The organism is Brevibacterium sp. UCMA 11752 (assembly GCF_021532235.1).
GTDB lineage: Bacteria > Actinomycetota > Actinomycetes > Actinomycetales > Brevibacteriaceae > Brevibacterium > Brevibacterium antiquum.
The window spans coordinates 1,778,152-1,791,222 of sequence record NZ_JACBOS010000003.1 but is presented as its reverse complement, the minus strand read 5'-3'; the positions used below and the strand labels follow the sequence as shown (position 1 = coordinate 1,791,222).

The 13,071-nt window shown below is 60.1% G+C and carries 11 protein-coding genes; 3 read left to right on the top strand and 8 right to left on the bottom strand.

Features of this window, described 5'->3' with window-relative positions; translation table 11 throughout:
• Nucleotides 1-28: 28 nt before the first annotated feature.
• Genes HU144_RS07985 through HU144_RS07975 form a run of 3 tightly spaced genes read right to left on the bottom strand, consistent with a single transcriptional unit; the run spans nucleotide 29 to nucleotide 2,853 of the window.
• Entirely contained in the window at nucleotides 29-1,252 is a 1,224-nt protein-coding gene (locus HU144_RS07985) for a serine hydrolase domain-containing protein (protein WP_235350899.1), read from the bottom strand.
• 42 nt (nucleotides 1,253-1,294) lie between these two features.
• Nucleotides 1,295-2,437 carry a glutathione-independent formaldehyde dehydrogenase gene (locus HU144_RS07980; RefSeq protein ID WP_235350898.1) on the bottom strand — a complete coding sequence of 381 codons (1,143 nt, stop codon included), beginning with the start codon at nucleotides 2,435-2,437 and terminating at the stop codon, nucleotides 1,295-1,297.
• On the bottom strand, nucleotides 2,437-2,853 hold the full coding sequence (locus tag HU144_RS07975) for a GlcG/HbpS family heme-binding protein (RefSeq protein ID WP_235350897.1): 417 nt from the start codon (nucleotides 2,851-2,853) through the stop codon (nucleotides 2,437-2,439). Before HU144_RS07975 ends, HU144_RS07980 begins: the two co-directional genes overlap by 1 nt.
• A gap of 391 nt (nucleotides 2,854-3,244) precedes the next feature.
• Between HU144_RS07975 and HU144_RS07970 the strand changes: the two genes are divergently transcribed.
• Nucleotides 3,245-5,029 (top strand): DEAD/DEAH box helicase, encoded by a 1,785-nt coding sequence (locus HU144_RS07970; RefSeq protein WP_235350896.1) that lies wholly within the window; start codon nucleotides 3,245-3,247, stop codon nucleotides 5,027-5,029.
• 193 nt (nucleotides 5,030-5,222) lie between these two features.
• Here the strand turns inward: HU144_RS07970 and HU144_RS07965 are convergent, their stop codons facing one another.
• From HU144_RS07965 to HU144_RS07950, 4 genes are all read right to left on the bottom strand, one after another.
• On the bottom strand, nucleotides 5,223-6,026 hold the full coding sequence (locus HU144_RS07965) for an ABC transporter permease (RefSeq protein WP_235350895.1): 804 nt from the start codon (nucleotides 6,024-6,026) through the stop codon (nucleotides 5,223-5,225).
• 8 nt (nucleotides 6,027-6,034) lie between these two features.
• Nucleotides 6,035-6,829, bottom strand: a complete 795-nt coding sequence (locus tag HU144_RS07960) for an ABC transporter permease (protein ID WP_235350894.1) — start codon at nucleotides 6,827-6,829, stop codon at nucleotides 6,035-6,037.
• Between the two features lie 111 nt (nucleotides 6,830-6,940).
• The gene (locus HU144_RS07955; protein WP_235350893.1) at nucleotides 6,941-8,125 is read right to left on the bottom strand and encodes an ABC transporter substrate-binding protein; all 1,185 of its coding nucleotides are present in this window, start codon (nucleotides 8,123-8,125) and stop codon (nucleotides 6,941-6,943) included.
• 14 nt (nucleotides 8,126-8,139) lie between these two features.
• On the bottom strand, nucleotides 8,140-9,183 hold the full coding sequence (locus tag HU144_RS07950; protein ID WP_235350892.1) for an ABC transporter ATP-binding protein: 1,044 nt from the start codon (nucleotides 9,181-9,183) through the stop codon (nucleotides 8,140-8,142).
• A 99-nt stretch (nucleotides 9,184-9,282) separates the two neighbouring features.
• Between HU144_RS07950 and HU144_RS07945 the strand changes: the two genes are divergently transcribed.
• Nucleotides 9,283-10,047: a winged helix-turn-helix domain-containing protein gene (locus tag HU144_RS07945; protein ID WP_235350891.1), complete on the top strand. Its 765-nt coding sequence runs from the start codon at nucleotides 9,283-9,285 to the stop codon at nucleotides 10,045-10,047.
• Nucleotides 10,048-10,177: 130 nt separating this feature from the next.
• Complete coding sequence (locus tag HU144_RS07940; RefSeq protein WP_235350890.1) at nucleotides 10,178-10,732, top strand: cache domain-containing protein; 555 nt, start codon at nucleotides 10,178-10,180, stop codon at nucleotides 10,730-10,732.
• Between the two features lie 73 nt (nucleotides 10,733-10,805).
• On the opposite strand, the gene HU144_RS07935 is transcribed toward HU144_RS07940, so the two are convergent.
• Complete coding sequence (locus HU144_RS07935; protein ID WP_235350889.1) at nucleotides 10,806-12,740, bottom strand: glycosyltransferase; 1,935 nt, start codon at nucleotides 12,738-12,740, stop codon at nucleotides 10,806-10,808.
• Nucleotides 12,741-13,071: the final 331 nt, after the last annotated feature.

Here is a 13,071-nt window from a genome sequence, read left to right as displayed (position 1 = left end):
CAAGGGGGTGCAGAAAGCCTCAGCGTGCTCACCGCCCAGCAAGCGCCTGCAGCAGATCCTTGGCCCGCCGGTCGACGTTCTCCGTGAGCATCTCGTTGCTCAGGAATGAGAACCCGATCCCCTCTTTTATCCATGCCCCGTGCAGACTCCCACCGGCACCGGAGTGTCCGAAGGCTTCGTCGACGGGCCCATAGGTGCCGAGCGGGTCGGTGAGCTCGAAGCCGAGGCCGAAGCGCAGGGGCCGGTCGTTGAGGACGTCGAGTCCCTCTGAGCGTGTCCGCAAAGCGTTGTCCATCGCGTCAGCTGAAACGATGCCCCCGCCGAGGTGACCGGGCGTGACCAGCAGTGAGTAAAGTTTCGCCATCGCATCTGCAGTGCCCATCCCGCCACCAGCTGAGATCTCCGCGGCGTGGAAGGCTCGGGTGTTCATCGGCAGGCTCGGTGCCAGGAGTGAGGCATACATGCGGTCGATGACAGCCCGACGCGTAGGGTCGTTCTTAAGATAGGTCGAAATCGAGTAGCCAGGAGCCTGGATGATCGGGGCTACACGGTCTTCATCCTCGGCGGGCAATCCCAGGTGCAGGTCGAGGCCGAAAGGTTGGGCGAGGTCGTCCTGCAGCCACTGTGCCACGGTGCGGCCGGTAGCGCGGAGGATGATCTCCGACATCAGGTACCCGTAGGTCACCGCATGGTAGGCGACCTTGGTCGCTGGCTCCCACAGTGGAGTTTGCTGCGCGAGGATGGCGGCCATTGCCCGGGAGTCGAGGAACGCCCACTTTTCGTCGCCGACGCGCGGTCTGTTGTTCGCATCCAGTGAAGGATCCGGATCGACATAGGGCAGGCCGACCGTGTGTGAGAGGACCTGGGCGACGGTCACCGCCCCCTTACCGGCTGCCGCAAACTCCGGCCAATAGTCGGCGACCGGAGCGTCGACATCCAGCAACCCCTCCCCCGCAGCTTTGGCCGCAATCGTCGCGACCAGGCCCTTGGTGCCGGAGAAGAACACCGCCAGGGTCCGTTCGTCCCACACCCTCGCCGAGGTGTCTGTGCGCTTGCCGGCGACACCGGCCCGGAACCGAATGACCGGTTCGCCGGCACGGTAGACGCTGAAGGCCATCCCGCCCTGGCACTGCCCGGCGTGATGCCGGAACACCGTGACCAGGCGATCGAGGGCCCCAGCCCGGAGCAGGCCATCTGCCCTGCCTTGGTCGACTTCCATCGTGTACGTGCCACCATCTTTGAGGTCGATCATCAGTGGGCAGACAGCTCCTTCAGCTCCGGGGTCTGCTCATCATCATCCCATGCCGGGGTGCAAGACGACCTTGGAATACCCCTCCTCACGGCGGTCAAACCTGTCATAGGCGTCGGGGGCATCCTTCAGCGGCAGTTCCTGGGAGACGACGAAGCCGGGTTCGGCACGACCTGCGATGATCAGATCGCGCAACCGGTGAGCGTAGCGCTTAGCATCGGCCTGGCCTGTGCCGATCGACTGCCCTTTCTCGAAGAGTCGACCCATTTTGACCAACAGCTCACCCTTGGCCGAGTGCTCGTCAGGGGCGCCGGGATCAGACGGCAGGTAGAGTCCGACGACGCCGATTCCGCCGGTGTGGCGAACTGTCCCCACCAGTTGGTTGAGCACCGTGGCCGGCTGCTCTTCACCATCAGCGGCCGTGGCCTGATAACCCACGGCGTCGACTCCGCGATCGGTGCCGTAGCCGTCGAGGGCGTCGGTGATCTGTTCGACCGGATCGCCGTCGTCGAAGTTGATCGGCTCCGCTCCCAGGTCGTGGGCCAAGTCCAGTCGGTTGGGCACATGGTCGACGACGAAGATGCGACTGGCGCCCTTCAGCCGAGCGGAGTACGCGGCCATGATCCCCACCGGGCCGGCCCCGTAGACTGCAACCGTTTCACCGGGCTGCACACCGGCCAGCTCCGTGGCGTGATAACCGGTGGGGAAGATATCGGCGAGCATCGCGAAGTCCTTCTCATACTCATCGCCCGGCGGCAGTGGTACGCAGTTGTAGTCTGCGAAGGGCACTCGCAGATGCTCTGCCTGCCCGCCTCCGTAAGGGCCCATTCCGACGTACCCGTATGCGCCGCCTGCCGTACCCGGTTCGTTGACGGTGAGGCAGAACGCGGACTTGCCGGCGCGGCAGTTGTCGCAGAATCCGCAGGCCACATTGAACGGGAGCACGACGCGGTCGCCGGTTCCGACCCGAGTGACGCCTTGGCCGACCTCTTCGACGATGCCCATGTTCTCGTGGCCGAACGTGATTCCGGGTTCAGCATCGGTGCGGCCTTCGTACATGTGCAGATCCGAACCGCATATCGCGGTCGAGGTGATGCGGACGAGGACGTCCGTCGGATCCTCGATCACCGGGTCCTTGACGTCTTCGACCGCAACCTCACGTGGTCCTTTGTACACGACTGCTTTCATCAGGAGATCACCTCCGCGGCCGCCTCGGCGACGGCCTGATCGTTGTCAACGGTGGATCCGCTCACGCCGACGGCACCGATCACGGTGTCATCGGTAAGGGTCAGTGGAATGCCACCGGGAAAGGTGATCAGTCCACCGTTGGAGAATTCAATGTGATAGAGCGGTTGTCCCGGCTGCACGGTGGGGCCGAGTTCGGCTGTCTGCATATCGAAATACCGGGCGGTGCGAGCCTTCTTGATCGAGATGTCGATGCTGCCCAGCCACGCCCCGTCCATCCTGGCGAAGGCCTTGAGGTTGCCGCCGACGTCGACGACGGCGACGTTCATCAGCAGATCCAATTCGAGGGCTCGTCGTCGCCCTGCGTCAACGGCGCCTTGTGCTTGGTCGAGCGAAACATCCTTGATGGTGCTGGTCATGATTGCACTCCTTCCAGACGGTCCTCTGTGCACGCGGTCATCTGCGCGCGCGACCAGAAATCGCCTTACGCGCCATTGTGGACCCGCAGTTCGCAGCAGGGAACCCCCTGCGATGGGAGGCACTGCGGGCATCCGGAAGTATGAGATGACTGACGTTGAGGCGGCAACGTCGAACCGACACCTCTGAGGCATGTATGCTGGTAGTACCTGCGAACCCGTCTACGGGTTCCCTGCGTCGACAGTACGCCTCGTCTCTGCGGCCGTGAATAATATCCGGCGCGTGTTTCCGAAGCCGTTTCCTCTCGGCGATCGAGAGCGCCAAACGGCGTTCCCACACCTTGTCCGGAACCGGCTCCCGTCACCATTCGGTGGCATCGGTGAGTTCTCCGGCATGTCGAAGGGCTATCCCATCACTCCCCCACATGACTCCAGCACGAATTCCGTCTCTTCCTCCACGAGGCAGCGACGACCAGCCACACCGAAGGCCGCGAACCCCGAGCCGGCGAATGCCGTCGCGGACAAGTCAGATGCCGCTCCCGTCACTTTCACCGAGCTCGGCGTTCCCTCTGCCCTGACCGATCGTCTTCGCGCGGAGGGCAAGACCGAGGCCTTCCCCATCCAGAAGGACACACTTCCGGACACTCTCGCCGGCCGTGACGTGCTGGGCAGAGGCAAGACCGGCTCCGGCAAAACACTCGCGTTCGCCATTCCCATGGTGACGCGCCTGTCAGAGGCCGGGGCTGCCGGCCGGAAGAAGGGCCGCCTTCCACGCGGTCTCATCCTGGCACCCACACGTGAGCTCGCAACCCAGATCACGAACGTGGTCGATCCCCTGGCCCAGGCCTACGGTATGTCGACGACAACCATCTTCGGCGGCGTGAAGCAGAGACGCCAGGAAATCGCGCTCAATGCAGGCGTCGACATCGTCGTTGCCTGCCCAGGACGGCTCGAGGACCTGCTCCAGCAGGGCCTGGTCTCCCTGGATGACATCGAGGTCACCGTCCTCGACGAGGCCGACCACATGGCCGATCTGGGCTTCCTGCCCGGTGTCACCCGCATCCTCGCCAAGACTCCGGAGCACGGCCAGCGGATGTTCTTCTCTGCGACTTTGGACAACGGCGTGGACAAACTGGTGCGCCGGTTCCTCCACAACGAGATCCGCCACTCCGTAGACGATCCCAATTCGCACGTCTCCGCCATGACGCACCACGTCTTCGAGGTCGCCGATGAGGACAAGAACGATCTGATCCAGCGGCTCGCCTCCGGCACCGGCCGCCGCATCCTCTTCACCCGCACCAAACACCGGGCGAAGCGATTCACCCGGCAGCTGACCGCGCAGGGCATTCCCGCCGTGGATCTCCACGGCAACCTGTCCCAGGGGGCACGAGATCGCAACCTGGCAGCGTTCAGCGAGGGGAACGTGCGCGTGCTCGTCGCCACAGACGTCGCCGCCCGAGGAGTCCACGTCGACTCCGTCGAACTCGTCGTCCACGTTGATCCACCGACCGAGCACAAGGCTTACCTGCACCGCTCCGGTCGCACAGCACGTGCCGGCAGCTCCGGCGAAGTTGTGACGATCATGCTGCCAGGTGAGCGCAAGGACACGATGGTGCTGCTGCGCAAGGCAGCGATCAAAGTGACTCCGCAGAAGGTCACAGCGGAATCCCCCGTGGTAACCGACCTGGTGGGCGAAACCGCTGACTATGTCGATCCGCAGATCGCAATCCAGGCCGCAGCAGAGAAGCAGAAGGCGGAGCAGCCGCAGGGCGGCCAGCGCTCATCCGGGCGTCGTCGCGGAGGTCGCGGCGGAAACAGCCGACGCAGTGGTGAGAACAGCCGCGGCGGAGACAACAGTCGCAGCGGTGAAAGCGGTCGCGGTGGCCAAGCAGGCGGCCGCAACTCCAGAAACGCTTCGGGCGGTCGCACCGCCAGGAACAACTCGCAGGGCAGCCGCTCGGGTGGAAATGCCCAGGAGGGACGCCCCGCAGCGAACGGCCGCGGCGGTCGTTCAGGTGCGGGCGCTTCAGGCAACCGCCGCAGCGAAGGCACCCGCAGCAACACTCGTGGGAACACCGGCAACCGACGCGGATCCGATAACCGAGGCACGAGTGCCGAGACTCGGGGACGCCACCGCAGCCAGGGCGGATCACGCACGGTCTATTCAAGCAACAGCTGAGCCTACTTACACACAGCTGAACAACTCACCTCGGGCAGAGCACATCTCTTGTGCTCTGCCCGAGGTGTCAGAATTTCGGCACGTCCGCGATCAACGTGCGCGTGTACTCGTGCTTCGGGGTCTCCCCCACCAACACGGCCACGTGTGAACCAGGAGGCGATGCCTGGCCGAGGCAGTGGCTTCTTTCGAGTGTTTACGGCGCTCCAGTAGCTGCTTTTCCTCCAATGCGGTTCGCCAGCATGATCGGAATGATCGAGACGATGACGAGGAAGGTCGCAATGACGTTGACGATCGGAGCCTGGCCTGGCCGGAACATGTTGTCGAAGATCCATATCGGCAGGGTCTGCACGCCGGTACCGGCAGTGAATTGCGTGACGATGATTTCATCGAATGACAGCCCGAACGCCAGCAGACCACCGGCGAGCAGAGCACTTCTCAACTGAGGGAAGGTCACCAGGCGGAACGTGGTGAAAGAATCGGCCCCGAGGTCCATCGCCGCGTCACGAAGATTCCCGGAGAGCCGGCGCATTCGAGCGAACACATTGTTGTAGATGGTCACAATGCAGAACGTGGCGTGTGCCGTGATCACGGTGAGCAGACCAAGCTTCCACCCCAGCATTGTCGTGAACGCATTATTCAAAGCGATACCGGTGATGATCCCGGGCAGAGCGATCGGCAGGACGATCAGCAGATTCACGCTCTCTTTGCCGAAGAAATCGAACCTGTCGAGGGCCAGGGAAGCCAGGGTGCCCAGGATGAGCGCGATCACCGTCGCACATGCTGCCACTAGGAGGCTCGTTCCCAGAGCCGACAGTGCACCTCGGTCGCTGAATGCCCTGATCCACCATTCGAAGGTGAATGACTGCGGTGGCCAACCCAGCGATTGGCTGGAGTTGAAGGAGTTGATGACGACGATGAGCAGAGGAACATAGACAAAGGCCAGGACCGCACAGACGATGACGCTGAGCACGGCTTTGACCGGCAGGGGAATTCTCATGGAGTGTCCTAAAGATTCTTCAGTGCGCCGGTACGGCGAACAGCGGTCAGATAGATCAGGATGACCGCAATCGGAATGAACGCCGTGGCCGCAGCCAAAGGCATATTGCCACCGGTTCCGACGTTGGAGTAGATCAAGGTACCCAGAAGCTGCTGCGATCCGCCGACGATCTGCACGGCAATGTAGTCACCCAGAGTCAGCGAGAACGAGAAGATCGACCCGGCGATGACCGATGGCCACACCAAGGGGATGATCACCGCAGTGAATGTCTTCCACCCCTTTGCCCCCAGGTCACCGGCTGCTTCGATGAGGCTGTTCGGGATCCTTTCGAACCCGGTGTACACCGGCATCACGACATAGGGCAGCCAGATATAGGACATGGTGATGATGGTGGCCGCGATTCCCAGTCCGGGCGAGGCTCCGATCGACTCGAGCAGACCGTGAGGCGAGACGATTGTGCGCCAGGCATAGGCCTTGACCAGGTACGCGGCCCACAGCGGCATGAGGAACGCGACAACCAGCGCGCCTCGCAGCCGCGGGCCGGCAACCTTCGACATGAAGTACCCGACGGGCAGAGCGATGAGCACGTCGATGACCGTCACCGAGACTGCGATGAGGAGGGTACGCACCGTCACCGCCCTGTACAGGGCCTCGGTGAACACTGCTTGGAAGTTGCTCAATGTCCAGTCTTGGACGACTTGACCAGTGAAACTGTCGGTCGACCAGAACGCTGTGACGAGCAGCAGGAGCAGCGCAATGATGTAGATGAGAATGAGCCAGGCCAGTGGCGCCGCGAGAAGCACGGTCAGCGACAACCTTTGGTGCGAGCCGAAGAAGCTCGATAGGCGTCGCCCCGCGGTTCTCGGCGGAGGTTGAATTCGGCTGTCTGTATTACTGGACTGGCTCATTCTTGATCATCCTTTGATCTGCTGCCACGCTTTGGTCCACGCGGCGTAATCTGTGCATTTGACGTCGGTTCGCCCGTCAAGGCACTCACTGATTGGTGTCGTCCAATACCAGATGCCCTCGGCGTACTTTTCGTCCCCGGCATGGTAGGTATCGCAGAAGTTCGGATCTTCGGCTTCTTTGCAAGCACCTGGGTTGTTCGGAGCTTCGCCGAAGTACTCAGTTGCTGCTGCCGAACCCTTGGCGCTGGACATGTAGTCGAGCCACTTGTACGAGCAGGTGGTGTGCTCGGAATCCGCCGAGACCATCCAGGTGTCGCTCCAGCCGGTGGTCCCCTCATCGGGGATGACGGAACCGAACTTCTTCGGGTCGAGCTCGTTCATCGTCACCTGCCATCCTGTGCCAGCGACAACCGAGCCGTTTTCGAAGCCCTGCAGAGACTTCAGATAATCCGACCAGTACTCCGCCACATTCGGACTCTGCTTCTTCAGCAGCTCGACGGCCGCATCCAGTTGCTTCTCATCAAGCGAGTACGGGTTCTTGATCCCCAGCTCCGGATTGTGATCCATCAGGTAGACCGCGGCATCAGCGATGTAGATCGGCGAATCATAGGCTGTCACTTTGCCCTTATGCTCGTCGGACTTATCGAAGACGACGTCCCACGAGGTTGGGGCCTTCTTGAATTCCTTCTTGTTGTACATCAGAAGGTTCGCCCCGTAGCCGTGCGGAACACCGTAGCTTTTGCCATCGAGTGAGTTCCAGTCACGGTTCTTCAGGAAGTCATAGACATTCTCATAGTTGGGAACGAGATCGTTGTTGATCGGCTGCACGTCGCCCGCGGCGATGAGTCGCAGAGACAGGTCCCCGGAGGCGGCGACGACATCGATCCCACCCTGCTTCATGAGGTTGAACGCTTCATCACTCGTGCCGTAGGTCTGGGATTTCACATTGCAGCCGGTTTCCTTTTCGAAGGGAGTCACCCAATCCGCATCGGGATCGTTCGACCCGTCCTCCACATACCCCGGCCACGCCAGGAGCGAGACCTCGCCCTCGGCCTTGCCGAGTTCCTTCAGCTCCGTGGCCCCGGAATCAGATTTCTCACCTGAGGATGTTCCGCAACCGCTCATCCCGAACGTCAATGCCAGCGCCGCAATGAGGGCCGCGCCTCCTTTGGCGCGCTTTGTCAGTGTCATCTTCACTGTTCTCCTTAATCAAGTGCGACGTGTGCCGCTGATTGTTCGTCCGCCCGGAGTTTCCGAACGTCAGAGTCGTTGAAATCGAGGTTGACCTGCTCGCCGAGGCTGCGGCTGGGTGAGGCGGCAGGTTCGAGAACGGACACTGCGATGTCGTCGACATCGATGATCGTCCGATGGTTCGCACCGATGAACATCCGGTTGCGGACCGTTCCCGTCAACCGCCCGGTGGGTGCATCTGCGGCAGATGTGACCCGCAGGTTCTCTGGTCGGATTGTGAACGTTCCGTTCATACCCAACAGTCGCTGGGAGTGCTCTTCGTCGAAGAGGTTGGATGTTCCGACAAATGATGCGACGAACTCTGTCGCTGGTGCACGGTAGAGATTCTCCGGTGTATCGACCTGTTGGATCTGCCCGTCGCTGAAGACGGCAATTCGGTCAGAGAGGGTCAGAGCCTCTTCCTGATCGTGGGTGACGAAGACGAAAGTGATGCCGAGGTTGCGCTGCAGGTCCTTGAGCTCGACCTGCATCTGCTCGCGCAGCTTCTTGTCCAGTGCACCTAAGGGTTCATCCAGCAGGAGGACCTTCGGATCCACGACAATGGCACGGGCAAGAGCCACACGCTGCCGTTGTCCGCCGGAGAGTTCGCTTGGCCTGCGTTGTTCAAAGGCCCCCAGCCTCATCCGTTCAAGGGCCTCTCGCGCCAGTTGGCGGCGGCGAGATTTGGCCACCTTGCGGATGCGCAGACCGAATTCGACGTTTTCGATCACGTTGAGATGCGGGAAGAGCGCATAGTCCTGGAACACCGTGTTGACGTCGCGGTCGTAGGAGGCGAGTCGCTGGACCGGTTTGCCGGAGAGTTCGATCGTGCCGGCTGTAGGTTCATCGAAGCCGGCGATCAGCCGCAGCACCGTGGTCTTTCCGGAACCGGATGGACCCAGCATCGAGAAGAACTCTCCTTCAGTGATATCCAGATCGACCCCATCGACTGCGGCGACATCACCAAATCGGCGCTCAACGCCCCGAAGGGAGATCGCGGTTGCCGCGGTTGCTGTCATGGTGCGCTCCTCAAGCCAATTGTCTGTGTCGTAAATCATATAAACACATGAAACCATATGTTTCAAGGTTTTCTCAGTATCCACTCGGATAATGGGCATATGGAAGATAGCCGTTCACATTCTTCGGTCACTGCGGCCATCTACGCCCCGATCGGAGAGAAGGCGCTGGTTTCCAGGATCCGACAACGGCTTGAAGACGCCATTGCGACGGGAGTTCTCGCCCCAGGCGATCGACTTCCCGGGGAGTCGGCTCTGGCATCGCGGTTTCGAGTCTCACTCGTCACCGTCAGAGAAGCACTCCAACATCTGCGTGCCACTGATCTGCTCTACACCAAGCAAGGGCGGGGTGGCGGCAGCTTCGTCGCGGTCGATTCCAGTCACGCACAGGCCTTGCTGGAGCGACGTATCGCCGCGCTCTCTCGCGCAGAGATCACCGATCTGGCCACCTATTACCGAACGATCGTCGATGGTGTGCTGCGGACGATTTCCGCCATGGGCCTCGAGCAGAATCTGGGCGCCGTGCGCGAGACATTTCTGCGTGCAGATCCCGCTGACGGCGCCGAAGCTCGGTCGGTTCAAGGTGGTTTGGATCTTCGCTTGGCAGGTGAGTCCCAATCGGTTCGTCTGGTGCACGAACAGATCCGAATTCAGAATGATTTCGGGGCACTCCTGTGGATCGGGTTGGACGACACCGACCTCCGCAGTTCGATCTTCGCTCTCAATGGGACAATGCTCGATGAGATGATCTCAGGACACACGGACGCCGCGATCGCGGCCCGTGGGGAAGCTGTTACCATCTCACTGAGATGGCTGTTGTCCAGACGCAATGACGCACAAAGGCACGAACGTGAGAACAATCGCTGAAACACCTGAGATCACAAGGTTGATTGATGTCATCACCGCTTGGCATGCTCGAGTTCCAGAGACGATTGAGAGAATTTCGACCGTTGCAATCGACGCGATATCCACCGATTCCCGGTCACTTCAAGCACAGATGGAGGAAGTCGTTTTCGACGTGCTCGACTCCACACGCAAATTCGCTGGCGCGGGCATCGTCAGCGTCCACCCCACGGTGCTTGCCCGATCTCGGTCCCTGCTGTGGTGGGTGACGCAGCGCGAGAACAGTCGTGTGGAGCCACTGCCTCTTGACGCCGATCTGACCGAGCTCGGCACATATCAAGCCGGACTCGAGGACATCGAATGGTACCGGGTGCCTGCAACCACGGGGCGTCCGCATATGACCGGCCCCTTCGTCGATTACATGTGCACAGACCAGTTCGCGTTCACCTTTACCGCCCCCTTGGAGATATCCGGCGAGTTCTACGGGGTCGCAGGAATCGACATGACGGTCCGCAGCCTGGAGGAAGAAATCGAATCGCTACTGGAAGTCGTCAGCCCCAATGCAATCCTGCTGTCCAACAACGATCTGGTCGCCATCAGCCTCGATCCACAATTCGCCACAGGCAGCCGGCTCAAATCCGAGCAGCTCGAGGCCTACGACCTCACGCTCGCGCCCGGAACCCTGCTGTCGATCGCGGCCCCTCGCTGAGGACGTCCTCCCGGAAGGGCCGATTCCCCAGAAGGGCCAGTACCAATAGTTGACGCTTGAGAGTCTAGTCAGCTCAAAAGTCCCTACGAATCGGCTTACGAAGGCTGAGGTATCCGCCTTTAGTCTCATAAGCATCTAGCACAGCAGGCAATTTGAACGCCGCCAAGTCAACTCCCGCCGCTTTGAGACGAAATTCGCGGACTGTTACCCCATCATTGATACGCACAAAGGTGTCCATGATCTCTCGCGGCGCACGGTTTAATTGCGAAGTCGGTATGGGAAACTTCATGACCAATGTTTGCTGTCGGCGTAGGAAACCGTGTCGCCTTATTCGTAGGAAGCCTGGGACGCGGATACGCAAAGTGCTCCCCCTGCCACGAAAGGACAAGAACACTTTTACACCTGGCAGGTCGGCAGATTTGATCCGTGAATCGACACACAACTCGACGTCAAGCGATGGGGTCGCCGCTGACGGGCCATTTGGACCATCAAGTGGAGTGATAGACGCTATCTGAAGCTCCCGCTGGGCTATTGCGGACTTCGCTGTGCTGTCTTTGCGGTTCCGTGTGACGTCAATCACGCGGGCCCACGCTTGAGCAATCTCCCGACTGCCGTAGTCGCTCGCTCGGTTCCTCGCGGCGTCCCGCATCTTCTCTAAATCCAGGTCGCTCATCGTTCGCAGTGTTCGCACGCAGTCTGCAATCGCACGAATATCTCCGAAAGGCACCAAGAACCCATCGACTCTGTCCGTGATGATCTCTCCCGGCCCGTAGGGGACATCGTAGACAATCGGTATGCAACCACACGCCATACTTTCAACGATGGACAGTCCAAAGGCCTCTTGGTTTGTAGGAAGTATCGAGAATGATGCTTGTTTGAACTCGTCATAGACGTCATTTGTGTACCCGAGAAGTTTGATCTGATCGCCTACGTCGTGTTCGTCGATGAGGCCCTCCAGCCTCGACTGGTCAGTGCCAGTTCCGAAAATCGACAACATGGTGGGTGCCTCGTTCGCCGATCGCTCAGAGTTGGCCATGAGGACGGCATCGATTGCGTGATCTACGTTCTTCTCGCGGACAAGTCGACTAATGACAACACCCGTGTCTTTTCGATGCTCCTCTTCTGACGAAGCACCAACCGCCGGCTCGATAATGTTCCCGATGGACCACAAGTTTGAGGACTCACCTATCAGATCTGCAACGGCATCAATCTGGCCCGACGACGGGAAGACGTTGGCATCGAACACATCAGCTCGTTCCATCGACACCATGTGCCGTTTCGAAAGGACCCCGAACCCGACGTCCGACTGTGCGGCCGAATGGTTACTGTGGTAGCACTTTATGAGGACACTGTTTGGAGCAATATAGCCGTTCCGAGCAATCGAATTGGCCATAGCCGGGTGGTCGACCACTATGACGGAATTCTCTCGCCCCAATCCTTTCGTCAAGAGCCATGCAAACATATCCGTCACGTTGTTCCACGATTTCAGGATGTGCTGGTCGGGAGCTAAAAGCGCTACCTTCCTTCGGAGTGCCGACCCCTCTTCCATCCGAATATCGCTGACAAATCGAGTTCCGTCCTCTCGGCGGTAGTCGATGGATTCGATTTCCTCAGAGTCTCCGCAACACTGCGTCATACGCTGAAGACCGCTGTCCATGACTCCGTTAGGCTCTGAACTTCCGCTCGGCTGCCCTAAAGGCTTGCCTCCGTGCCACTCTTGAAATAGCTCAGCGGATGGTTCTCGAGTGATTTCCGACAGGATGTTCCACAAATTTTGCACGCGTACCTCCGGAGCTAATCTTCCAGATTCACGAAGAGACGCTTCGAAGTAGGTCAGTTCCGGCTGAAATCCATACGTGAGCAAGTCGACAGGCATGCCATAGTAGTCGGCGAAAGCGCTTGCTCGCCGAAGCATCGCCTGCATCCCCCCACCCGCCTGGTCGCTGAGAGTATGCCGAATTAGATAGTGGTGGTCAGGCAGAAAGTGACCGGTCTCAGAATCAAGCATTCAAACCTACCTCGAACAAGGAGTCCGAAGGCGATCGCGATGCGTGCAAGGCAAAGACATCGACCACCGCGTTCCGCTGACGCCCCGCAGGCTGTTGTGCAGAAACACGCATTCCCCAGCCCCTAAACTACGCACTCGAATCCGATTAAAAATCACTTCTTAAGTTTATCAGTGAGGTTTCTGCACTCTTGCGCACCACGCCTGCTTGGAAATACATTAAGGGCTGGCGGTCCACTCATCCAGAGTCCGACGAAACTCACAAAGCAGGCCCGCGAACTATCGACAGTACTTCTCATACTTCTACCGGAAAATGTTGGCTTGCGGCATGAAC